Source organism: Phaeobacter sp. LSS9, assembly GCF_003443595.1.
GTDB classification, from domain to species: Bacteria; Pseudomonadota; Alphaproteobacteria; order Rhodobacterales; family Rhodobacteraceae; genus Phaeobacter; species Phaeobacter piscinae.
Genome location: NZ_CP031956.1, coordinates 2,852,828 through 2,872,489, shown reverse-complemented (window position 1 = coordinate 2,872,489; position 19,662 = coordinate 2,852,828). Strand labels below are relative to the sequence as shown.

The following is a 19,662-nucleotide window of genomic DNA, read 5'->3' as shown; positions in this document are numbered from 1 at the left end:
CCATGACAGACTACAACTATGATCTCATCATTATCGGCTCTGGCCCCTCTGGCCGGACCGCAGCCATTCAGGCCGGGAAGCTGCACCGCCGCGTGTTGGTGATCGACCGCAAGGATCGGCTCGGCGGCGTCTCGGTCCACACCGGCACCGTCCCGTCCAAAACCCTGCGTGAAACCGTACTGAATCTCTCCGGCTGGCGCGAGCGCAGTTTCTACGGACGTGCCTACCGGGTCAAAGATCAGATTCAGGCCGAGGATCTGAAGGCCCGGCTGCATATGACGCTCGACCATGAGGTCGACGTGCTGGAACACCAATTCAACCGCAACCATGTTGAGGTTCTGCCCGGCCTGGCCCGTTTTGTCGGCCCAAACGAGGTCGAAGTTGCAACCGAGGCAGGTGATACCACCCGTGTGACTGGCGAGAAATTCCTGATCGCCACCGGCACGCGGACCTATCGCCCGGACTACGTGCCGTTCAACGGCAAAACCGTAGTCGATGGCGATGAATTCCTTGAGATGGAGGAAATCCCCCGCTCGCTCGTTGTCGTTGGTGCGGGCGTGATCGGCGTTGAATATGCCACCATGTTCTCCGCCCTTGATGTGCGCGTGACCCTGATTGAGCCGCGCGACACATTCCTTGACTTCATCGACAGCACGTTGATTCAGGATTTCACCCATCAGATCCGCGAAAACGGTGTCGATCTGCGGCTTGGCTCGGCCATCACCAAGATCGAGGATGAGGGCAGCCATATTGAGGTCAGCCTAGAGAACGGGCGCCATGTGCGCGGCGACATGCTGCTGTTTGCGGCGGGCCGCATGGGCAATACCGAGGCGCTGAACCTTGAAGCCGTCGGGCTGGAGACGGATCATCGCGGTCGCCTCAGCGTGGACCGCAAATCCTACCAAACCGCCGTGCCGCATATCTATGCCACCGGTGACGTGATCGGTCACCCCTCGCTGGCCTCGACCTCGCTGCAGCAGGGCCGGGTCGCGGCCTGTCACGCATTGGAAACCCCCACCCTGCCGGAAAGCCCGTGGTTCCCCTACGGGATCTATTCTGTGCCCGAAATGTCCACCTGCGGCATGTCGGAGGAGGAATTGCAGGAACGGGGCATCCCCTATGAGATCGGCATCGCCCGCTTCCGCGAAACCTCACGCGGGCACATCATGGGGCTTGAGCACGGCATGCTGAAAATGCTGTTCTCCCTCAAAACCCGCCGGGTTTTGGGCGTCCAGATCGTCGGCGAAGGCGCGACTGAGCTGATCCACATTGCGCAGGCGGTTCTGAACCTCAAAGGCACGGTGGACTACTTCGTTCAGAACACCTTCAACTATCCAACCCTGGCGGAGGCGTACAAGATCGCCGGCCTTGATGCCTTCAACCGGATGCCCATCCCTGATGAATTCAAGGTGAAGAAATCAGACGCGGAGACATCCAAGCCCGCTGCCAAGGGTAAATCGACAGCCAAGGCAAAGCCCACCAAGGCTGCGGAGTAATGGCGCTCTATATCGACGCCGATGCCTGCCCGGTCAAAGCCGAAGCCGAGCGCGTGGCAACCCGCCATAAGGTCACCATGTACGTGGTCTCCAATGGCGGGCTGCGCCCGTCGCAGAACCCGCTGGTGGAAACGGTGATCGTATCAGAAGGCGCCGATGTGGCGGACATGTGGATCGCGGAACGTTGCGGTACAGGCGATGTGGTGGTCACCGGGGACATCCCGCTGGCCGCCAAATGTATCGAGGCTGGCGCCCGTGTGCTGCGCCATAATGGCGAGCGGTTCACGGAGGCCAACATCGGCCAGCAACTGGCGATGCGCGATCTGATGGCAGACCTGCGCGCCGCCAATCCACTGGGTGCAGGCGGCAGCGGCAAGGGGTTTACCAAGGCGGATCGCTCCCGATTTCTGGATGCGCTGGAGCGCGAAATCCGCGCCGCAGCTGCCAACTGACCAACACCGATTGCGCAGCTCTTGCCTCTGGCCTCTCTTTGCGCCACTGATCGCAGGGCAGACGACCAGAGGGGGCAGACGTGACGCAGCAACAGGCCAGCCTCTCGGTTCTTGGCGTCTTTGCCGCTATTGGCGCCGCGGTCTGCTTCTCCATCATTGATGTGATCTTCAAATTCCTATCCGGGGACTATCCGCTCTATCAGGTGGTGATGCTGCGCTCCGTGGTGGCAATGGTAGTGTTGCTGGTGCTGATTATCCCGCTCGAAGGCGGCTACGGTATCCTGCGGACGCGTCAACCTCGCCTGCATTTGCTGCGCAGCCTTGCTGTGCTGTTTGCCAACCTCTGTTTCTTCACCGGTCTTGCAATCATGCCAATGGCTGAGGCGGTGGCCATCGCCTTTGCCACGCCACTGGTGGTGACCAGCCTGTCGGTTCTCTTCCTGAAGGAACGGGTCGGCCCCTGGCGCTGGACGGCAGTCGCGATTGGCTTTGCCGGGATCCTGATCATCATACGCCCTGGTCCCGGCACCTTTCAACCGGCTGCGATCCTGCCATTTCTGGGGGCCTGCGGCTACGCCGCGCTGCATGTCCTGACCCGACGTGCGGGCGGCGCGGACAAGGCGGCAACGCTCTCCTTTTATCCCACGCTGGGCTTCTTGCTGGTGAGCACCCTCGTGGGGCTGACAACCGGCGATGGGCGCTTTGCCAGTTCCGACAACGCCGGGGTACAGTTCATTCTGCGCGCCTGGGTCTGGCCCGATCCGCAGGACTGGATCCTGTTCCTCATCGTCGGGCTTGCGGGCTCCATTGGGGGCTACCTTGTCAGCCAGGCCTACCGCCGATGCGAGGCCGGTCTGGTCGCCCCATTCGAATATATCGCCATGCCGATGGCTGTAATCTGGGGGGTTCTGGTGTTTGATGAATGGCCTGACGGGCCTGTTTGGATCGGATCCACCTTGATCATTGGCGCCGGGCTTGTTTCAGTCTGGCGCGAAACCCGCCGCAGTCGCCCAGCGCCACGCCCGCGACCGCGCTCGACCGGATAGGAGAGCTGAAGATGACCATTCAAGCCGTCGTTTTTGATATCGGCCGTGTGCTGATCGAATGGGAGCCCGAGCGCTTTTATGATGCCAAGATTGGCAAAACCCGTCGCGAAGCCCTGTTTCGCGAGGTCGATCTGCATGGCATGAACCTTGGCATAGACCGGGGGAATGACTTCAAAGGCGCGGTTTACGCGCTTGCCGATCAGCACCCCGAATGGGCTGAGGAAATTCGCCATTGGCACGACAGCTGGCTCCAGATGGCCAGCCCTGAAATCCCACACTCCGTCCGCCTGATGCGCGCACTGCGGCAGCGCGGCGTGCCAGTGTTTGCGCTGACCAATTTTGGCGTCGGCACCTTTGATCTGGCCAAGACCACCTACCCGTTCTTCAACGAATTCGATCAGGCCTTTGTGTCTGGCCATCTGCAGACCCTGAAACCGGAAGCGGAGATTTACGCCCACCTGGAGCGCGACACGGGCGTGGCACCAGAACGACTGCTCTTCACGGATGACCGCCCCGAAAACATCGAAGCCGCCGCCGCACGTGGCTGGCATACCCATCTCTTTACCCACCCTCAGGGTTGGGCCGATCGCCTGGTCTCCGAGGGCTTGCTAACAGCGGAGGGCGCCCGATGACCACGATCCTGCAAATCCCTTTTGATCAGGGGGAAGCCAATCTTGACTGGCTGTCATTCTGCGACGCGCTTGCCGCCGGTCACCAATTGCAGAAGGCCGAGGTCACCGACAGTTTCCTCTATCGGGGCAACGACACGCTGCTCAATCGCGCGGCCTGGATCGATGGTCTGGGTCTGGCGGTCAAAAGTGCTACAATTTTTCCCGGCAACCCGGATCAGGGCCACCCAATGGTCAACGGCGCTGTCTGTCTATATGCGGATCAGTCCGGCATGCTGGAGGCCTTGGTCGATTTCCATCTGGTGACCAAATGGAAAACCGCAGGGGACAGCCTTTTGGGCGCTCTGCGATTGGCCAACCCTGACAGCCGAGAGATCCTGATTGTCGGGGCCGGGACCGTTGGCGCATCGCTGATCGAGGCCTTTGGCACCGCCTACCCCAAGGCACAGCTCTGCATCTGGAACCGCACCGGGGCGAAAGCCGAAGCGCTGGCCGAACAGTATCCAAACGCCAAAGTTGCACCCGATCTGGAAGCTGCCGTACGGGCGGCTGATATCGTCGTGACCTGCACCATGTCCTCCAGCCCTGTCATCAAGGGCGCGTGGTTGCGACCTGGTCAGCACCTGAACCTGATCGGCGCCTACCGTCCGGATATGCGCGAAGCCGATGATGAGGCGTTGCAACGCGCGGACATCTATTGCGACAGCTTTGACACCACCTTAGATCACATCGGTGAATTCAAGATCCCTCTCGCAAAGGGAGTGATCAGCCGCGATGACGTGCGGGCAGATTTCTACGAACTGACGGCCTTCCCCCAGTTCGATCCTGCCAGGATCACCCTGTTCAAAAACGGGGGCGGCGCCCATATGGACCTGATGACCAGTCGACACATTCTGGACCGCTGGCAAGGGGGAACATAGCCCCCCGTCGCGCCACCATCAGGCGGCGGTCAGCACAGTGCGCGGATGCTCACGGATCGGCAGGTGGACAATGGCGCTGAAGGCTCCGATCCCAACGCCGATCCACCAGACCAGCGTGTAGTCACCATAAATGTCATACATCCGTCCCCCCAGCCATACGCCAAGGAAACTGCCCAGCTGGTGGCTGAAGAACACAATCCCATAAAGCGTGCCCATATAGCGCAGCCCATAAAGATGTGCGACCAAACCGGAGGTCAGCGGCACCGTGGCCAGCCACAGGGACCCCATAACGATGGAAAACACGATCACAGTGACTGGCGTGATCGGCACAAGGATGAAGGCCGCCGCCGCAATCGTACGGCCGGTATAGATTGCCGCCAGAAGATATTTCTTGGAGTACCGGTTGCCAAGCCAGCCCGCCAGCAATGTCCCGCCCACATTTGCCGCGCCGATCAGCGAGATTGCCACCGCCCCAAGCGCCGAGGTGGAGGTGATCCCGATGGAATACAGCGCACCACCCGGAAGGATCGGTCCGCACATCTCTGTCACAAAGGCCGGGAAATGCGCGGTGACAAACGCCAACTGATAGCCGCAGCTGAAGAAGCCAAGGAAAATCAGCGTGTAAGAAGGATCCTTGAACGCCTTCTTCAGGATCGCACCCATGCTCTCTTCCAGCTCAGCCTTAGAGGCCGCCTCAGGCGCCCGCATCAGCGGCAATGTTGCAATCAGCGCCAGAACTACGCCTGCAAACACCAGAAATACGCTCTGCCAGCTGAGGAATGTCAGCAGCCACTCCGCAGTTGGAGCGCCAAAGATCTGCCCGGCAGACCCCGCCGCCGTCACAATGGCCAGTGACATCGACCGGTTCTCATCCGAGCTGGCACGACCAACCACGGCCAGCACCACACCAAACCCTGTACCCGCAATGCCGAACCCCACCAGCCATTCATAGGCCTGCATCTCAAATGGTGTGGTGGCCCAGGCGCTGAACACCAACCCGGCAGCATAGATAAGTGCCCCGATGATGATCGCCTTCCGGTCACCGATTTTCTCGGCAATCGCGCCAAAAATCGGCTGGCCGATCCCCCAGGCCAGGTTCTGAATGGCAATCGCCAGCGAGAATTCGGACCGCAACCAGCCGAACTCCTCGGCAATGGGGATCTGAAATACCCCAAAAGACGCCCGCACAGCAAAGCTGACCATGATAACGACACAGCCAACGATCAGAACGGGGGTGAACAGCGGGGCAGGTCGGGTCATGGGCAGGCTCCTTCGCCGGGATATGTCCGGCCAGACGACGGTACGGAAAAACCACATCCGGTCAAATCAGGATTTTTGCGAGAATGGGCAAGAATAATTGATGTATGAGCCACTCCGCTTTCCAAATGGCTCGCCCCCCCGGTCACAGCGCCTGCCAGGCAAGCCCGTAGGGACCTGTCGGGACATCTCTTCCCATCCGCATCCCTGCGCGCTATCCCTTGCGGCATGACCCATCTGACCGCGCTCTATCAGCAGAAAATCGACGCCGGCCTGTTGAAACCGGATCCCGCACAGGAAGCCGTGCTCCCCCATTTCGACCGCATAGCCGAAGGTCTCAAAGCCCCCCCTGTCAAGCGGGGCCTGTTTCGCAAGGCCACCTACGAGACGGTGAAGGGGCTGTACCTCTGGGGTGGGGTCGGGCGTGGCAAATCGATGCTGATGGATCTGTTTGTCAACAGCCTCCAGGATGTTCCATCGCGTCGCGTGCATTTCCACGCCTTCATGCAGGAGATCCACGGCAAAATGCACGAGGCGCGCCAGCAAGGGGTCGAGGATGCCCTCGCACCGGTCGCGGCAGAGGTGGCCGGATCGGTCAGGCTCTTGGCCTTTGACGAGATGCAGATCACCGATATCACCGACGCAATGATTGTTGGGCGGTTGTTTGAGGCCTTGTTTGCCGCCGGTGTCACCGTGATCACCACCTCAAACCGGGTGCCGGACGACCTGTATAAGAACGGGCTGAACCGGCAGCTGTTCCTGCCGTTCATTGATCTCATCAAGCAGCAGATGCAGGTCCATGAGATGGTCAGCCCGGTCGATTATCGCCAGGATCGGCTCACTGGGGCGCAGGTCTATTTCTCGCCGGTGAATGCCGAGGCCAACGCAAAGATCCGCGCGATCTGGGAAGATTTGTCGGGAGGCCCGGCAATGCCCCTGACGCTGGAGGTCAAAGGGCGCGAGGTCACTCTGCCCGCCTTTCGCAACGGGGTGGCGCGGGCCGGGTTCTACGATCTGTGCGGCAAGATGCTGGGGCCTGGCGACTATCTGGCCATTGCGGAGGTTGTCAAAGTTCTGGTGCTGGAGGACATCCCCCGCCTGTCGCGCAACAACTTCAACGAGGCCAAGCGGTTCGTGACGCTGATTGATGCGCTGTATGAGGCAGGGGTGCGCCTGATCTGTTCCGCTGCGGCAGAGCCAGAAATGCTCTATGTCGAAGGGGAAGGCACGTTTGAATTTGAACGCACCGCCTCGCGTCTGCGGGAGATGCAGGACAAGGATTGGGGCCAGCAGAGCTGAACGAAGTGGTGGGAACGGGCGACGTTGCCGGGGGCCTGCCCCCTCGAAAGCAGGGCTTTCTCACCCCAGGAGTATTTGGGAAAGGTGACAGGCGGGGTACGCAGTAGGCACCCCGGCACTCAGCGTCAGCCGTTGTCACGCAGGATATGACCCGCCAGATAGAGCGAGCCGCAGATCAGCACCCGCGCCTGCGGATCCTTGGCGGTGATTACCTGCAGCGCTGCCAGTGTGCTTTCTGCCGTGTCGGCCTTGATGCCCACAGACTTGGCGGCGGCTTCGGTCTCTTCGGCGCTGAGCGTATTCACCTCATCCGGGATTGAAATCGCCGTGAGGCTTTCAACATGCGGGGCCAGCGGAGCCATATAACCGCTCACGTCCTTGGTGTTCAGCATGCCGCAGATCAGATGCGTGGGCCGCGCGGGCAATCCCGCCAGCACCTCCGCCAACGCAAGACCTGCCGCCGCGTTGTGGCCGCCGTCCAGCCACAGCTCAGCCGCGGGCGCCGCATCCACAAGTGGACCCGTTTTCAGCTTCTGCATGCGCGCAGGCCATTCGGCATTGGCCATGGCCGCCTCGCAGGCCGCCTCATCCGCGCACAGGTGGCGCAGAACAGCCAGCGCCGCACCGGCGTTCTGGATCTGATGCGCACCCAGCAGGGCCGGCAGCGGCAGATCCAGCAAGCCGTGTTCGTCCTGAAACACCAGCCGCCCGCGTTCCTCCCAGACATGCCAGTGTTGGCCATAAGCGATCAATGGCGCACCGAGGCGGGCGGCAGTGGCCTCAATGACTTCCATCGCTTCCTCTGGCTGCGGACCAACCACAACCGGCACGCCGCGTTTGATGATGCCGGCCTTTTCGCCCGCGATCTTGGTCAGGGTGTTGCCCAGAAACTGTTCGTGATCGATGGAAACCGGAGTGATCACCGAGATCTCAGGCGTGATGACATTGGTTGCATCCAGACGCCCGCCAAGGCCGACCTCCAACAGGGTGTAATCCGCAGGCGTGCGCGAAAACGCCAGGAGGCCCGCCACCGTGGTGATTTCGAAATAGGTGATGTTCTCGCCGCCATTCTTGGCATAGCACTCATCCAGCACCTCACTTAGATGCGGCTCCGAAATCAGCTCCCCCGCCAGCCGGATGCGTTCGTGAAACCGTGCCAGATGCGGCGAAGTATAGGCGTGGACGCTCTTGCCCATCCCCTCAAGCCCGGCACGGATCATCGCCTGTGTGGAGCCCTTGCCGTTGGTGCCCGCCAGATGGACCACCGGCGGCAGCTTCTCCTGCGGATTATCCAGCGCCGCAAGCAACCGCCAGACCCGGTCCAGCGTCAGGTCGATGATCTTGGGGTGCAGCGCCATCATGCGGGCAAGGATCGCGTCGGAGGTCTGGGTCATTTTGCGGCTCACTGATGTAGGCGATTTTACGAGGGCAATATAGAAACGGCCCGCGCGCAGGACGAGCGGGCCGTAATATCACAATTCTAGCAGGATCAGGTCCCTGATACCGGTGCGTCTGCGGCACCGTTGGCATCATTCGCGGCCTGCTCGCTTTCATCCGGTGCAGGCAGGTCGCCAACAATCTGCGGTGGCAGACCCAGAAGCATCCGGGTGATCTTGATCAACTCTTCCCGCATTTCGGTGCGCGGTGTCACGCGATCCAACATGCCGTGATCCAGCAGGTATTCGGCGCGCTGGAACCCTTCGGGCAGTTTTTCGCGAATGGTCTGCTCAATCACGCGCGGACCGGCAAAGCAGATCAATGCGTTGGGCTCAGAAATATGCACGTCCCCCAGCATCGCATAAGAGGCGGTCACACCCCCGGTGGTCGGATGGGTCAGCACCACAATATAAGGCAGACCTGCCTCTTTCAGCATCTGCACCGCAACCGTGGTCCGGGGCATCTGCATCAGCGACAGGATTCCCTCCTGCATGCGCGCGCCACCAGCGGCGGAAAACAGCACCAGCGGGCGTTTCAGTTTCACGGCCTCTTCAGCAGCGGCAATGATCGCGTTGCCAACATACATGCCCATGGATCCCGCCATGAAGGAGAAGTCCTGCGCGGCGGCTATGATCGGGGTTCGACCAATTTCACCGGCGGCCACCAGCATCGCCTCTTTCTCAGAGGTCGTCTTCTGCGCTGCTTTCATCCGGTCGGGGTAGCGTTTCTGATCCCGGAACTTCAGCGGATCCGCCAGTGGCTCAGGCACGGCAACCTCGGTGAAGATGCCACCATCAAACAACGCCAGAAAACGGTCGCGGGGCGTGATGTGCATGTGATGCCCGCAGTTGTTGCAGACATTCAGATTGTCGCTCAGCTCGCGGTGAAACAGCATGGTGCCGCATTCATCGCATTTGCGCCAAAGGTTCTCGGGAACTTCGCGGCGCGAGAAGATCGAATTGATCCGCGGCCGGACGTAGTTGGTGATCCAGTTCATAAGCCATGCCTTTGTAGGGGCGGTTTTGACCTTCAAATAAGGCCCCGCGCGTCTAAATGCAATCAGCGCCGGATGGCAAGCCGCGCAACCAGCCAGCAAAGCCCCACAACCGCGAAGTCGAGCCACAGCATCTGCCGCAATATGACAGGGTCAGACAGCTCAAACGGCACCAGAAAAAGGGCCAGACCAGACAGGCTGGTTGGAGAGCCAAACAGCAGGATCGCAATGATGTTATTGACAAAATGGATGGCCATTGCTGGCCCCAGCGTGCCCGCACGCGCGGTCAGATCGGCCATCAGAAGACCAAAACCGCCAGCCCAAAGCGCAATGAGAGGCGCATTCACCCCCGCGTCCTCCGGCACATAGTGACCCACCGCAAAAATCGCAGATGGCACCAAAAGCCAGATCAGCGGGTGCAGACCCCGCGCAGCAAGTGTCTGCTGAAGGTAGCCGCGAAACAGGATCTCCTCCGCACTGATCTGCATAAAGATCGCAATCAACGCCAACGGCAGCAGGCGCAGCCACTGATGCAGCGCAAGATTCGGTGTCAGATCTGACATCACGCCAGCGTCAAGACCACCCGGCAGGATCAGCCAGAGCAGCGCCAGCGCTGCCATCAGAATGGCGAGACGCAAACAGGTGCGGCCAAACTGTTGCAGAGCCAGCGGCATGGGGCCAATCACACTGCTCAAACTGCGCCGATGCAACAGCCGCAGTGTACAGGCGACAGCAATGGTCACACAGAGAAAGCTACTCAGAAGCACCAGCATCGCGACCGGCGATCCACCGGCTGGCAAATCGCGGACCCACGTGCCCGGAAACGCTGCGATCAGCGTCTGTACCGCGACAGCGGTCAGCGCATAAGTCAGCACGCCAATGAGAAGCAGACCCAGCAACAGGCGCCAGAGTTGCGGCGCAGACCGCGCCGGATCGACCAGCAGGTCATGGGCGGCATAGGCGGGTCTCTCGGGCTTAGTGGACATTGCCGGGCCGCTCCTCCGCGACGATCGCGGCAGCTGCCACCGCTGGTGTGTCACCGCCGGTGACATTCTGATCCGCTGCCCGTGCCACGCCTGCCACCTGCACCAGGTGCCGCGAGACCGTCTCCAGCAGTTGCACGGCAACGCCGGCATCAGCCTCGATCACAGCGCGGTATTCTTCCGCACCAATCCTGAGAAAACGGCAATCCTCCACCGCGATCAGATCAAGTTGCCGTGTGTCGCGCAGGATCACGGCCAGATCCCCGATCAGCCGCCCCGGTTCAATCTGCGAAATCGGTGTGCTTTCCGCAGTGCGGTCCGGCCAGAACAAATCCGCCTTGCCGGACAGGCAGAGGAACACCGCGTCGCCGGCGTCGCCATATTGGAAGACGTAGTCGCCCTTGGCCACATCATGCCAGCGCGCCGAGAAGGCCAGCAGACGCTGGTTTCGTGCATCCAGTTTCGAAAACAGCTCTGTGCTCTGGATCAGTTCGAGCCGTTTGCCCAGATCGTTTCGTGCGGCACTCTCCATTGGATCGGTCAGATTGCCCTCAACGCCATCAATCCGGCCATTCTGGATTTTCACAAAAATATCATAGCGTTCCGGATGGTTGAACTGGTCCTCCAGAAACAACATCGTGGCATTTGGCATCAGCTTGGAGAGCCGCTCACGGGATTTGAGCCTGCTGGCGCTGTCATGGCTGGCCAAGGCGCGGTCCAGAATCAGGATATCGGGCCGCTTGATCGCCGCCCGGGTAAAGGCCGCGCGTTCCTGAAACACAGGTTCCAGTGCAGTCCCGCCCAGACCGGCAGGCAAGTCATAGAGGATCAGCGCCAGACGCTTGCGCAGCCCGTGTTCTTCCAACACTTCGGCGACCAGATCCTCGACCTGCTTGGCCTTGGCCCCCGCGCTGAGCGACAGCCGCCCATAAAGCACGTTTTCCAACACGGTCAGCAGCGGCAGATAGGCGTCCGGCGTAATGGAGACAAAGAGATCGCCCAATTGCGCCTGCAGCGCTGGTGCCACATCACGTCGCATATCCAGGATGCGCTGCTTGAACCGCTCCGGAAATGCTGTGCCGATCTGCTCCTCCGAGATCAGAAACGGCACCGAGGCCAGCAGCACCCGTTCGTCCTCGCGCAGCCCGGACACACCCAGCGTTGCCTGACGGTCGGCAACCTCGGCGATGCGTTGATACAGCGCCTCGTCCAGCCCAAGCCGTTTGAACAACGGGTGATTTGTATCCTCCCGACCAAAGGTCTGCCGCAGGGTGTCCATCACCCCAAGACCGAAGGTGATCACGTCTTGCTGCAGGCCATGATCCCGCAACGCGCTGATAATCGGCCCGTCTTCCGCAATCAGCTCCTCGGGCGCAAGCGGGCGGGTGGGCGCCGCAAAAAGGATATTACCGCCCAGCGGAACCGCTGGATTGAACACCTCCGGCTCAAACCGATGTACCACATCGGCAAGACCCGCCCGCGCCAACCGCTCCGCCACAAGAGGGCGCAAGGCAGTGATCTGCTGCACAAGGCCAAGATGCGGACCAATCTGAAACCGGGTGTGGAGGGTGCGACGGAACAGCTGCTCGTCGATGCCCATCGCCTCGACCAGCTGAAACCACCAGTCACGCAGTTCGCTTTCGGATCCAAGCCCTGCCAGCGCCGGGTTGATCCAATCCGCAGCCAGCGGATCCGGGCTGTTTCCGGCGCGGCAAGCTTCGGTCATCACACGGCTTTTGCCACGGGATTCGCTGCCTGCAGGCATATGCGGATGATCGCGCAGCGACATCAACACATTGTCGCCAAGTGAGCCGTTGAACAGATAGGGCCGCGAATAGGCATAACCGACGCGCGCCGCGATCACCCCCTGATGCAGCTGGTCCAGCCGATGCCCTGCAATCGTCACCGACCCGCGAAATGGCACAACCTCCCGCGTCAGCAGTGCTGCAAAGGCCGCGCGCTCCGCCTCGCTGCTGCTCTGAATGGCAACCCGTCCCCCGGCAGGGATGGTCAGCGACAGATCCTCCAGCACCATATTTCCGTCGGCATCTTTCACCGACACATTGCGCAGTTCAATGGCGCCGCGCAGATGCGGGATATCCGTCGGCGTGCCCTCGATCAGTTCCTCCGGGATCATGCCCTTGGGCGCGAAACGGTCGGTCATGATCGACCAGCGCAGGCTCATATCCTGCACCTGATTGTAGTAGGTCAGCAGCTCCCGCCATGGGGCTGACAGATCCTTGTAAGCGGCCAAGGCGGCCACCAGTGCACCCACCGTGATGTCACCGCGGATCGCCAGCACACCGCCGGCGGAATAAAACACAAACGGCGTCAGGTGACCGATCATGTTGTTGAGAAACTTCATGAAGTATTTTTTGGTGTAGATCCGCCGTCGAATATCGAACAGCCGGCCCAGACGTGCCGATATCTGCGCCAGCCGATACCGGCGGCCACCATTGATCCGCAGATCCCCGATCCCAGCGGCGGTTTCGCCAATCTCAGCTGAAAAAGCCCGCACCTCCTGGATGCGATCCTTGTTCAGCAGGTTGATCTGACGTTGCAGCATCGGGATCAGCCAGGCCTGCAACGGGATCAGCGCCACCGAGGCCAGTCCGAACCACACGCTTTGCATGAAGAGAAACGCGACAATCGTCAGCATCTGCCCGGCCTGAAATACAGGCTGCGCCACGGCGTCGCCCATCAGACCGCCCATCGGTTCTGATTCCGAGGTGATCATGGAGACCAGCTCGCCTTGGCTGGTGGTCCTGAAATAGGGCGCTGGAAAGCGCATCATCCGGTTGATCAGCGTGTACCGCAGGCGCCGCAGCAGACGTTCGGCGACAATGCCCTTCATGGTATTAAGACGCATCTTCAGCAGGCCACTGATCAGAACCGCCGCTAAAAACCCGACACAAAGCAAGAGCAGATAGTCGACCTGCCCGATCTGCCGCCCCAGAACCTCAACCTGATCCATCGGCGCACCGATAGCGTCGTTGATAATCCGCTTGGGCAATTCCAACGCCGCATAGAGGAAGGGGAACGTGACCATGGTCAACGCCAACAGACCTATCTGCTGGCGCCGCGAATAGGTCCAGATGAATGAAAACAGGGTGGACTGCATCCCCTGCTCCTTTTGCGTGTCGGAAGATCTTAGCGAGAAATCGCTTGCTGGCTGTGCAGCGGTCAGACCGTAATCATTGCCCCCTGACATTACAAGGCAACACCCGGTCGACTTTTACGTGAGATGCTTGCTCCGACACGCCCCTCAGACTATGCCAAGGGTGAGCAAGACAACGACAGGCAGAGACCACTGTGACCATCGTAAGCAACGGAAAGAAAGCACCTATTCAGGATGGAGAGCAGGCTGAACGACAAGCGGAAAACGGGTATGTCTCTATTCAAGCGAGCAGATCCAACTGTGGCTTTTCTACCGCCTTTGCACAGTGGTTTTGCAGTAGCGCACAGCGGATGTCATCAGCGATCAGGCGATGCGGGCTGGCACGACTGGCGCTGATGGTGGTCACCCCTCTCGCGCTGGCGGGATGCACTGCCAGAACCGGCGCATCACTGGTCGCGGGTACTGCTGATCCTCAACCCGGCGATATCACCCGCATGAGCTTTGCCAGCGACACCATTCACCTGGTTCCGCCAACCGGATTTTGCATCGATCCCCGCATGACCGGCCACCGGGCCGAAGGGGGCTTTGCCATCGTGGTCCCCTGCTCCAGCCTGCGCCCCGGCCGGTCAGGCCGCAACCGCGCCTTGATTACGGTCGCTGTTGGACCCGCCGGGCCGGCGGATGAAGCCCTGACCAGCGCGGATCTGTTGAAAAATGCGCCCGGCGCGCGGCTGCTGACAGAGCGGGAAGATATGATGCTGCCATTGGTCAAACTGAACATGCCGGATCACCGCGCCCGAGGCGCCAGCCCGGTCCATTGGCGCGGTGCCTTTGTGCTGAACGATCAACTGGTGGCGCTTGCGCTTTATGCCCCCGGCGGCAGTCGCAACCTCGGCGGGCGCGGCGCCCGACTGCTGAATGAGTTGACCGCAAAAACGCTTGAAGCCTCCGTAACTGCAGATCTGCCCCCCAGCCCCGATGCCCCCGCGCAATAGTGACCAGTATACCGGCTGCAAACAGGTCGGCGCCCTCGCCAAGACCATCGCCCGGCAAGATTACCGGTCCGGAGGTTTGTCAGCGCCCATCGCTTTGGCTAGGGTCAGAAAAAACAATGCGCATGTCGCTAGGTGTTGCATCGCGCCAAAAATGACAGGGCGCAGGACAGGATATTGAGCCTATGGGCAGGACGATCGAAAAGCTGCTATTCAAACGCGTGCTGAAGCGATGGCGACGCCTTGCGCAACAGGCTCCCAAAGCGTCACTCAGCCGGTTGAGAGAGCAGCGCAATCGCGCCAGAACACTGCGCCTGCATCTCGATCGACTGATTCATATTGCCGAAAGTCGACTGGCACTGCCGCAAATCGGCTCCAACGCCTTTCCGCGCCCCCATGGCACAGACTGGGGCTGGCGTCCGGAACTCTGGCGCGGCCCGCTGCCTGTTCCCGGTGCCTCCGCGGTTCCCAGCAAGACCCGGCTCGGTGATGAGGTGCAGCTGTTTCATGACTGTGCCGTCTCGGAACTCACCCTGCGCCAGCTGCGCAATAACCGCGAGGAAGACCTCGCCCCCTATGGCGTCCGCCTCGATGTGTTCCGCTTTGACGGCTCATTCCTGTCGCTGGTCATTGAGCTGCCGCAAGAGGTGACCCACGGGCTAAGCCGCGATCATCTGTTACGGGTGGACTGCACGGTGGAAACCGAAAACCCGATAGAAATTTTCGCCCGGCTCAACATCAAGCATGGCCCGAACACCGAACAGATGGTGCGTGAGATGCCTATGGGCGACAAGCGAACCCATGTCGAATATGACCTCGCCTACGCCGACCTGAACGAAAAACGCGTCGAGCGGCTGTGGCTGGAGCTGATCTTCGAAGCTCCGGAAATGAACCAGGTGACCCTGCGCGATCTCACCTTATCCCGCAGTCGCCGCGCCAGTCTGTAATCCACCTTCGAAAGGCCCGACATGAGCCAGCTGACATTGACCAAAATTCGTTTTCGCGACGGCCTGTGGGAGGGGCGGATCGCAGGTGCAGGAGCTGCTGGCGCCATGCCTGCGATTGAGGTGCGGCACCTGGACCGTCTGGTGCCAAATGTCACCCTTGAGGAAAGTGACACCGCCAACGAATGGTCCCTCACCATTCCAATTCCAACCGAAGCGATTGCCGATGGTGTCCAGAGTTTTGTGATTTATGATCTGACGAGCAATGCAAAGCTCGGCGATTTCACCCTCATCTGCGGCGAGTTGACCGGTGATGATCTGCGGGTTGAGGTGGAACTGCTGCGCGCCGAGCTCGACATGCTGAAACGTGCCTTCCGCCGTCACTGCGTCGAAACACAATGACGGCTCGCACGAGGAAAACTAGGCTCTAACAAGGGTAGGATGCTGACGCGCCACCGCGCCATCAGCTCCGCGATTTTGTCAGCGCCAGAAACACATCTTCCAGATCGGCCTCTTCGGTTTTAACGTCCCGGATCGAAATCCCGGCCTCACGTACCGCCGACAAGACCTCTTCTGCGCTTGTCTGATTGCCGTGGTAGCGCAGGATCACCGCACCATCGCTGCGCAGCTCCGATGCGATCCCATCGCCCACCGGCAATGTCGTCACCGGATGCGCCGGGTGGACCACCATCGCCTTTGCATCCAACCGTCCCAGCAGATTTGCCGTGGTGTCACGCGCCACCAGCTCACCCTGATTGATGATAGCGATTTCATCACACATTTCCTCGGCCTCTTCGAGATAATGCGTGGTCAAAATGATGGTCATGCCTTGCGCGTTCAGCATGCGGATATTCTCCCACAGCATTTGGCGCAATTCGATATCCACACCTGCCGTTGGTTCATCCAGCACCAGGATATTGGGATGATGAACCAGCGCCTTGCCCAGCAGCAACCGCCGCTGCATTCCGCCCGATAGGGTCCGGGCGTAGGCATGCGCCTTGTCCTCCAACCCCACCATGCGCAGAATATCATCACTGCGGCGTTCGGATTTCGGCACCCCGTACAATCCGGCCTGCACCTCCAGCGCCCCACGCGGGCTGAAGAACGGATCCAGGTTCAACTCCTGCGGCATTACCCCGATGGAGGCACGGGACTGGCGGGGGTTTTCATCCTGATCGAACCCCCAGATCGTCACCTTCCCTGCGGTTTTCAGCACCAGCCCGGCCAGGAGGTTGATCATCGTGGATTTGCCGGCGCCATTGGGGCCGAGAAGACCAAAGACTGATCCGCGCGGAATGCTCAGATCCACGCCTTTCAGCGCCTCTTTGGCAGGTTGCCCCCTGCGGCCCTTGTAGGTTTTCTGCAAACCTTCGATACGGATTGCGTCCTCAGTCATTGCGGCCCTTGCCCCCGGTTTTCCCTTGGCTCATAAAAGCCACTAACTGATAACCAAGAGGACCGCCAGAGATGACCATCGAAGCGCCGGAAACCAAGATCGTGGACAGCTACCGCGTCGCCTGCGACGGCAGCGAAGGTGCGCTGGGACATCCGCGGGTCTACCTGCAAATCCCCGAGGCCGAAGGCTTTGTCGAATGCCCCTATTGCGATTGCAAATTCATCCATAAGGACGCTGTGGACAAGCAAGCGTAACGGCCTGCCACGCCTCTCTATTCTGACAAGACGCCGCCAACCTTGGCGGCGTTTTTCGTATGCGCATATTCTCAGGCCCACCATCAAAAATAGACGCCGGTTGTAGCGAATTTGAAGCATCAAGACTGCAACGATCAGGGCATGGTAGCGGTTTCTTTACGATGATGGTGCACAGCATAGAGGGTGTATCTGCTACTACCGGAGATTGAGATGTACAGCGTCGTTCAATGCATTACGCAAGAACACAGCCTGGGCCTTGTGGCCGTGGCTGCGCTTGTCTGCGTCATCGGTTCCTGCCTGTCGGTACAGATGACCCAGCGCCTCGGCCGGACGGCGGGCACGCGCAAGCTCGTCCAACTCGCTCTCACCAGCCTGATCAGCGGCGGCACCGTCTGGACCACCCATTTCATCGCCATGCTCGCCTTTGATCCCGGCTATGCGCATGGGTATGACCCGCTGCTGACCGGGGTATCGCTTGCGGCTGCCGTTGTGGGCATGCTCATGACGAATGGCGTCTATGCATTTGCACATTCGACCAACTATCGGGTTGCGGCCAGCGGCGCGATGTTTGGTCTCAGCGTTTCAACAATGCACTATCTCGGGATGAGTGGGTATTTGCTACCGGGCGAAATCGTCTGGCAAACCACCCCTTTGATTTCGTCAATTCTGCTCGGCGCGGCGCTGGGGGTGGCGACCTATGAATATCTGACACGCTATGCAACCGGGCGGCACTGGATTGTCGCAGTTGGCCTGATGACACTGACGATCTGCGCCATGCATTTCACCGGGATGTCGGCGATCACAGTGCAACTCAGCCCGCTCTATTCCGTCCCGCCGGAAGTGATTTCTGACGCGACACTTGGCTTGTTCGTGCTGGGCACGATGGCGATCATCCTGATGATCGGTTTTGCGGCACTGAGCATTGAAACCAATATGGAGAGCGAGGCCCGCAATCAGCTGCAGCACGCAGCGTTGCATGACCCGTTGACCGGCCTGCCCAACCGGATGGCCCTGACGCGCAAAATGGCCAGCCTGACCGAATTGCTGGAACGCGACGAGACAGAGCGCGTGGCCGTGCTGACCCTGGATCTCAATCTTTTTAAAGAGATCAATGATCTCTACGGGCATTCTGCCGGAGACTCGGTTTTGACGACGGTGGCAAACCGGCTCAACTCCGTGCTGGAAAAAGACGAGTTTATCGCCCGCGTCGGCGGGGATGAATTTGTCGCTCTGAAACAGGGGTTCCGCCGGGTCGATCAGGTACTGGCCTTCGCCGAACGGCTGCATGCGCTCACCGTGGAACCGGTGGATTTTGACAACACATCGGCCATTATCGGGGTCGCGATCGGCGTTGCCACCAGCCTGGAAGACGGGCGCGATATCCGTGACCTGCTGCATAAATCGGACGTGGCGATGTATCGTGCCAAGGCGGATGCCGACCGGCATATCTGCCTGTTCAACGCCCAGATGGAGAAACACAACCGCGCGCGTCTGGAACTGGTCAGCGATCTTCGGCAGGCCTGTATCGCAGGGGATCAGTTCGAACTGGTGTATCAGCTACAGAACGATCTCAGTTCCCTCGCACCCGTCGGTTTTGAGGTGCTGCTGCGCTGGAATCACCCCACGAAAGGCCGGATTTCTCCGGACACATTCATCCCGATTGCTGAGGAGACAGGCTTGATTCGTGATATCGGTCTCTGGGTTCTGCGCACGGCCTGTCAGGAGGCCAGCAGTTGGCCGGGGAGTTTCAACATCGCCGTCAATGTCGCTCCGCAGCAGTTGATGCAGCCGTCCTTTGTTGAACATGTTTCGGACATCCTGCTGGAAACCGGCCTGCCGGCCGAACGGCTCGAACTGGAAATCACCGAGGCCAGCATCATCGATGATCAGGTCCATACGCTGAAGGTCATGCAGCAACTCAAGACCATGGGTTTGCGCATTGCCATGGATGATTTTGGCACCGGCTATTCCTCGCTCGCGATGCTGCAGACATTCCCTTTCGACAAGATCAAGATCGATCAGAGCTTCGTTCAGAATGTGCATAACGACGCCCAGCGGGCGGCCATTGTACGCTCGACCCTGCTGCTCGGCGCGGCATTGAACATCCCCGTGCTGGCCGAAGGTGTCGAAGTCGAAGACGAGCTGCAGTTTTTGCGCGTGGAAAAATGTTCTTCGGTTCAGGGGTTCTATTTCGGCAAGCCAATGACCCGCGACGAAATGCGCGAAGTCGTGCAAGCACATCAGCCGAAAAAGAAAACCGCCTGAGGCCAAACCTCTGAATGTGATCGCCACAGCACCGGGGCCAGCGCAACTCTGCGCCCTTGCCGCGATGCTGGATTTCACCGCATCCCATATGGCAGCGGGATCACCATCAGCGGCACTCTCTCATGACAGCGAAATGCGCCTTGCGCGTTTGACGGCGCCACGACAGACACGAAACGGCAA

Annotated in this window: 17 protein-coding genes; 11 read left to right on the top strand and 6 right to left on the bottom strand. The window is 60.1% G+C overall.

All coding sequences use genetic code 11. From position 1 onward, the window contains the following. Nucleotides 1-2 precede the first annotated feature (2 nt). The 5 genes from sthA to D1820_RS13700 all read left to right on the top strand — a co-directional run bounded on the left by sthA (nucleotide 3) and on the right by D1820_RS13700 (nucleotide 4,543). A complete protein-coding gene (gene sthA, locus D1820_RS13720) occupies nucleotides 3-1,496 on the top strand; it encodes a Si-specific NAD(P)(+) transhydrogenase (protein WP_118069441.1) in 1,494 nt (497 codons plus the stop codon). Continuing rightward, nucleotides 1,496-1,948, top strand: coding sequence for a YaiI/YqxD family protein (locus tag D1820_RS13715; RefSeq protein WP_118069440.1), 453 nt, complete (start codon nucleotides 1,496-1,498; stop codon nucleotides 1,946-1,948). The genes sthA and D1820_RS13715 overlap by 1 nt, the downstream gene beginning before the upstream one ends. A gap of 80 nt (nucleotides 1,949-2,028) precedes the next feature. After that, on the top strand, nucleotides 2,029-2,994 hold the full coding sequence (locus D1820_RS13710; protein WP_118069439.1) for a DMT family transporter: 966 nt from the start codon (nucleotides 2,029-2,031) through the stop codon (nucleotides 2,992-2,994). Nucleotides 2,995-3,005: 11 nt separating this feature from the next. After that, complete coding sequence (locus D1820_RS13705) at nucleotides 3,006-3,626, top strand: HAD family phosphatase (RefSeq protein ID WP_118069438.1); 621 nt, start codon at nucleotides 3,006-3,008, stop codon at nucleotides 3,624-3,626. After that, nucleotides 3,623-4,543: an ornithine cyclodeaminase family protein gene (locus tag D1820_RS13700; RefSeq protein WP_118069437.1), complete on the top strand. Its 921-nt coding sequence runs from the start codon at nucleotides 3,623-3,625 to the stop codon at nucleotides 4,541-4,543. The genes D1820_RS13705 and D1820_RS13700 overlap by 4 nt, the downstream gene beginning before the upstream one ends. Nucleotides 4,544-4,561: 18 nt before the next feature. Here D1820_RS13700 and D1820_RS13695 read toward each other — a convergent pair whose 3' ends face one another. Continuing rightward, the gene (locus D1820_RS13695) at nucleotides 4,562-5,803 is read right to left on the bottom strand and encodes an MFS transporter (protein ID WP_118069436.1); all 1,242 of its coding nucleotides are present in this window, start codon (nucleotides 5,801-5,803) and stop codon (nucleotides 4,562-4,564) included. Nucleotides 5,804-6,028: 225 nt separating this feature from the next. Between D1820_RS13695 and zapE the strand changes: the two genes are divergently transcribed. Next, nucleotides 6,029-7,099, top strand: coding sequence for a cell division protein ZapE (gene zapE / locus D1820_RS13690; RefSeq protein ID WP_118069435.1), 1,071 nt, complete (start codon nucleotides 6,029-6,031; stop codon nucleotides 7,097-7,099). Between the two features lie 125 nt (nucleotides 7,100-7,224). On the opposite strand, the gene D1820_RS13685 is transcribed toward zapE, so the two are convergent. From D1820_RS13685 to D1820_RS13670, 4 genes are all read right to left on the bottom strand, one after another. Beyond that, entirely contained in the window at nucleotides 7,225-8,493 is a 1,269-nt protein-coding gene (locus tag D1820_RS13685) for a folylpolyglutamate synthase/dihydrofolate synthase family protein (RefSeq protein ID WP_118069434.1), read from the bottom strand. 95 nt (nucleotides 8,494-8,588) lie between these two features. Beyond that, nucleotides 8,589-9,533, bottom strand: a complete 945-nt coding sequence (accD, locus tag D1820_RS13680) for an acetyl-CoA carboxylase, carboxyltransferase subunit beta (protein WP_040171652.1) — start codon at nucleotides 9,531-9,533, stop codon at nucleotides 8,589-8,591. A gap of 62 nt (nucleotides 9,534-9,595) precedes the next feature. Then, nucleotides 9,596-10,516 (bottom strand): CPBP family intramembrane glutamic endopeptidase, encoded by a 921-nt coding sequence (locus D1820_RS13675; RefSeq protein ID WP_118069433.1) that lies wholly within the window; start codon nucleotides 10,514-10,516, stop codon nucleotides 9,596-9,598. Beyond that, nucleotides 10,506-13,634, bottom strand: coding sequence for an ABC transporter transmembrane domain-containing protein (locus D1820_RS13670; protein WP_254683314.1), 3,129 nt, complete (start codon nucleotides 13,632-13,634; stop codon nucleotides 10,506-10,508). The genes D1820_RS13675 and D1820_RS13670 overlap by 11 nt, the downstream gene beginning before the upstream one ends. A gap of 347 nt (nucleotides 13,635-13,981) precedes the next feature. Here D1820_RS13670 and D1820_RS13665 point away from each other — a divergent pair, with 347 nt between their 5' ends. From D1820_RS13665 to D1820_RS13655, 3 genes are all read left to right on the top strand, one after another. Beyond that, on the top strand, nucleotides 13,982-14,626 hold the full coding sequence (locus tag D1820_RS13665; RefSeq protein ID WP_254683313.1) for a hypothetical protein: 645 nt from the start codon (nucleotides 13,982-13,984) through the stop codon (nucleotides 14,624-14,626). A gap of 182 nt (nucleotides 14,627-14,808) precedes the next feature. Then, a complete protein-coding gene (locus D1820_RS13660) occupies nucleotides 14,809-15,570 on the top strand; it encodes a DUF6478 family protein (protein ID WP_096870357.1) in 762 nt (253 codons plus the stop codon). Between the two features lie 21 nt (nucleotides 15,571-15,591). Then, nucleotides 15,592-15,969: a hypothetical protein gene (locus D1820_RS13655; RefSeq protein WP_118069430.1), complete on the top strand. Its 378-nt coding sequence runs from the start codon at nucleotides 15,592-15,594 to the stop codon at nucleotides 15,967-15,969. 61 nt (nucleotides 15,970-16,030) lie between these two features. On the opposite strand, the gene D1820_RS13650 is transcribed toward D1820_RS13655, so the two are convergent. Beyond that, the gene (locus D1820_RS13650) at nucleotides 16,031-16,963 is read right to left on the bottom strand and encodes an ABC transporter ATP-binding protein (protein WP_118069429.1); all 933 of its coding nucleotides are present in this window, start codon (nucleotides 16,961-16,963) and stop codon (nucleotides 16,031-16,033) included. 71 nt (nucleotides 16,964-17,034) lie between these two features. On the opposite strand from D1820_RS13650, the gene D1820_RS13645 reads away from it, so the two are divergent. After that, nucleotides 17,035-17,217 (top strand): zinc-finger domain-containing protein, encoded by a 183-nt coding sequence (locus D1820_RS13645; RefSeq protein WP_096870354.1) that lies wholly within the window; start codon nucleotides 17,035-17,037, stop codon nucleotides 17,215-17,217. 210 nt (nucleotides 17,218-17,427) lie between these two features. Next, nucleotides 17,428-19,482 carry an EAL domain-containing protein gene (locus tag D1820_RS13640; protein ID WP_096870353.1) on the top strand — a complete coding sequence of 685 codons (2,055 nt, stop codon included), beginning with the start codon at nucleotides 17,428-17,430 and terminating at the stop codon, nucleotides 19,480-19,482. Nucleotides 19,483-19,662 lie beyond the last annotated feature (180 nt).

What these genes read in the sequence shown, in the direction of transcription:
- sthA (WP_118069441.1), top strand. Translation starts at nt 3, where the DNA reads ATGACAGACTACAACTATGATCTCATCATTATCGGCTCTGGCCCCTCT.
- D1820_RS13715 (WP_118069440.1), top strand. Translation starts at nt 1,496, where the DNA reads ATGGCGCTCTATATCGACGCCGATGCCTGCCCGGTCAAAGCCGAAGCC.
- D1820_RS13705 (WP_118069438.1), top strand. Translation starts at nt 3,006, where the DNA reads ATGACCATTCAAGCCGTCGTTTTTGATATCGGCCGTGTGCTGATCGAA.
- D1820_RS13700 (WP_118069437.1), top strand. Translation starts at nt 3,623, where the DNA reads ATGACCACGATCCTGCAAATCCCTTTTGATCAGGGGGAAGCCAATCTT.
- D1820_RS13695 (WP_118069436.1), bottom strand. Translation starts at nt 5,803, where the DNA reads ATGACCCGACCTGCCCCGCTGTTCACCCCCGTTCTGATCGTTGGCTGT.
- zapE (WP_118069435.1), top strand. Translation starts at nt 6,029, where the DNA reads ATGACCCATCTGACCGCGCTCTATCAGCAGAAAATCGACGCCGGCCTG.
- D1820_RS13685 (WP_118069434.1), bottom strand. Translation starts at nt 8,493, where the DNA reads ATGACCCAGACCTCCGACGCGATCCTTGCCCGCATGATGGCGCTGCAC.
- accD (WP_040171652.1), bottom strand. Translation starts at nt 9,533, where the DNA reads ATGAACTGGATCACCAACTACGTCCGGCCGCGGATCAATTCGATCTTC.
- D1820_RS13675 (WP_118069433.1), bottom strand. Translation starts at nt 10,516, where the DNA reads ATGTCCACTAAGCCCGAGAGACCCGCCTATGCCGCCCATGACCTGCTG.
- D1820_RS13670 (WP_254683314.1), bottom strand. Translation starts at nt 13,634, where the DNA reads ATGCAGTCCACCCTGTTTTCATTCATCTGGACCTATTCGCGGCGCCAG.
- D1820_RS13665 (WP_254683313.1), top strand. Translation starts at nt 13,982, where the DNA reads ATGTCATCAGCGATCAGGCGATGCGGGCTGGCACGACTGGCGCTGATG.
- D1820_RS13660 (WP_096870357.1), top strand. Translation starts at nt 14,809, where the DNA reads ATGGGCAGGACGATCGAAAAGCTGCTATTCAAACGCGTGCTGAAGCGA.
- D1820_RS13655 (WP_118069430.1), top strand. Translation starts at nt 15,592, where the DNA reads ATGAGCCAGCTGACATTGACCAAAATTCGTTTTCGCGACGGCCTGTGG.
- D1820_RS13650 (WP_118069429.1), bottom strand. Translation starts at nt 16,963, where the DNA reads ATGACTGAGGACGCAATCCGTATCGAAGGTTTGCAGAAAACCTACAAG.
- D1820_RS13645 (WP_096870354.1), top strand. Translation starts at nt 17,035, where the DNA reads ATGACCATCGAAGCGCCGGAAACCAAGATCGTGGACAGCTACCGCGTC.
- D1820_RS13640 (WP_096870353.1), top strand. Translation starts at nt 17,428, where the DNA reads ATGTACAGCGTCGTTCAATGCATTACGCAAGAACACAGCCTGGGCCTT.